Origin of the sequence: uncultured Psychroserpens sp. (assembly GCF_947494225.1) — a bacterium.
Classification (GTDB): Bacteria; Bacteroidota; Bacteroidia; order Flavobacteriales; family Flavobacteriaceae; genus Psychroserpens.
Genome location: NZ_CANLUG010000033.1, coordinates 1 through 284 on the forward strand (window position 1 = coordinate 1; position 284 = coordinate 284).

Here is a 284-nt window from a genome sequence, read left to right on the forward strand (position 1 = left end):
CACGTTGTATTATTAAAGGTTGCAGTCTCATAACATTCTGTTGCAGGTTCTGCAGGCTGACTACCAGTTACATCCCATGAACAAGTCGCATTATTAAAGGTTGCCGTCTCATAACATTCAGTTGTTGGTTCTGCAGGCTGACTACCAGTTACATCCCACGAACAAGTCGTATTGTTAAACGTTGCAGTCTCATAACATTCTGTTGCAGGTTCTGCTGGTTGACTACCAGTTACATCCCAAGAACACGTTGTATTGTTAAAGGTTGCTGTTTCATAACATTCAGT

1 protein-coding gene is annotated in these 284 nt (G+C 41.5%); it reads right to left on the reverse strand.

Annotated elements, in window-relative coordinates:
• The coding region (locus Q0893_RS19530; RefSeq protein WP_299278974.1) for a hypothetical protein at positions 1-284 on the reverse strand (284 nt) is incomplete at both ends.